Annotated in this window: 2 protein-coding genes; one reads left to right on the top strand and one right to left on the bottom strand. The window is 67.9% G+C overall.

Annotation, left to right across the window (positions count from 1 at the left end; all coding sequences use genetic code 11):
- Nucleotides 1-86: 86 nt before the first annotated feature.
- A complete protein-coding gene (locus K789_RS0109790; protein ID WP_024366597.1) occupies nucleotides 87-1,097 on the bottom strand; it encodes a bifunctional riboflavin kinase/FAD synthetase in 1,011 nt (336 codons plus the stop codon).
- A 235-nt stretch (nucleotides 1,098-1,332) separates the two neighbouring features.
- Here K789_RS0109790 and K789_RS0109785 point away from each other — a divergent pair.
- A partial coding sequence (locus tag K789_RS0109785; protein WP_024366596.1) for a DUF937 domain-containing protein occupies nucleotides 1,333-1,914 on the top strand: 582 nt, incomplete at its 3' end.

Genomic DNA, 1,914 nt, shown 5'->3' with positions numbered 1-1,914 from the left:
CCGCCGGCCCGCGCTTCCGGGTGGGGGTTCAGCGGTCCGGAGGTGCAGCACGGCGGCTGATCGCAGCGGTTCAGCGCCTTGGCGCCCTAGCGCGCGTACAGAATGTTGTGGGCCTTGACGACGTCCAGGCGCATCTGGTCCACCAACGCTTCAGGGCCACGGTACGCCACCATGCCCCGCAGCCGGGCGACGAATTCCACCACTACTGTCTGGCCGTACAGATCGAAGTCCTCGACGGCCTCTTCGGGCCGGTCGATCACGTGCGCCTCGACCTGTCTGCTGACGCCGTCGAAAGTCGGGTTGGAGCCAACGGAGATGGCGGCGGGCCAGCGCGTGCCGGCCTGGTCCACGAGCCAGCCGGCATAAATGCCGTCTGCCGGGATGTAGCCGCTCGCGTCGGAGGCAAGGTTGGCGGTCGGGAAGCCGAGGTCGCGGCCACGCGCTGCGCCGTGGACCACCTTGCCCCGCATCCGGTGCGACCTTCCGAGGACGGCGGCCGCCGTGGCGACGTCCCCTTCCCGCAGTGCCTCCCGCACCCAGGTGGAGGAGCAACGGCGGTCGTTGCCGTCGTCGCCGTCGTGCGCTTCGCTATGTCCTTCGCTGTGGAGCGGAAAGCCTTCCGAGCCGAACTCGCTGATGACCAGCACCTCGAAGCCGAGCTTCCTGCCGAGGTCCTGCATGGTCTCCAGGTCCCCGGAGTTGTTCCGGCCGAACCGTGCATCGTGGCCGATCACCACATGGCTCGCCTTGAGGCTGCCGACCAGGACGCTGGCGACGAATTCTTCGGGGGTGAGGCTGGCCAGCTCGAGGGAGTACTTCATGACCAGAACGGCGTCGAGGCCCAGTTCGCCGAGCGCGACCAGCTTGTCTTCCAGACCCATGATCAGTTCCGGGGCTGATTCGGGGCGGTGGACCTGCGCCGGATGCGGGTCGAAGGTGATGGCGACGGCCCGGGCGTGGTTGAGGCGGGCGACCCGGATGAGCTGCGAAAGCACCTGTTGGTGGCCGCGGTGTACACCGTCAAAGTTGCCGAAGGTAACGACGGAAGGACCAAAGTCCGCCGGGACTTCGGACGGATCGTTCCAGATGTGGACCATCAACCTCGCCTTTTGATTCCTGCCATGTGCACCTCCGGAGAAACCTGCCGGCTCCGGAACTCTCCTAGATTACCCGCAAACGTGGCGGGCTTCCGACGGTACTGCCGGGCACCGGGCAGCGCCCTTTCGGGTTCAGGACACCCCGGCTAGGATGCAGAGGCAACAATCCGGCGGCGTCTGCGCGGGCGCCGTTTCCAGCGAGGCCCGCCCTGAGGTGCGGCTGAAGGAGAACCCCATGACCGAGTTCGACGACATCCTGAGGCAGATCCCGGTAGACCAGATTGCCGGCATGCTCGGCACGGACCGGCAGACGGCGCAGGCCGCAGTGGAGGCCGCGGTACCCACGCTCCTGGCCGGCATGCATAACAACGCACAAGCCTCCGACGGCGCCGCCTCGCTTGAGTCGGCGCTCAGCCAGCACCGGGACGGGCTGATGGAGGGCGGAGTGGATGCCTCGCAGGTGGACACTGCGGACGGTGAAAAGATCGTGAGCCACGTCTTTGGCGGGCAGCAGGACCAGGTGGCCAGCCAGTTGGCCGGAACGACCCAACCCGGTGGTGTGGGCGGGGACCTGATCAAGAAGCTGCTGCCGATCCTGGCCCCGATCGTGATGTCCTACCTTGCGAACAAGGTCCTCGGAGGCCGCGGACAGTCCTCCGGGGCGGATGGATCAGGCGGTACCGGCGGGTCCGGCCAGGCCGGCGGGATTGACCTCGGCGGAATTCTGGGCGGGATCCTTGGCGGCGCCGGTGGGGCTGGTGGCGGCGGGCTGGGCGACCTGCTGGGCGGACTGCTCGGCGGGGGCCAGACGACGTCC

The organism is Arthrobacter sp. TB 26 (assembly GCF_000427315.1).
Taxonomy (GTDB): Bacteria; Actinomycetota; Actinomycetes; order Actinomycetales; family Micrococcaceae; genus Arthrobacter.
Note: the sequence above shows the minus strand (reverse complement) of the source record. Positions and strands in the feature narration are given on the sequence as shown.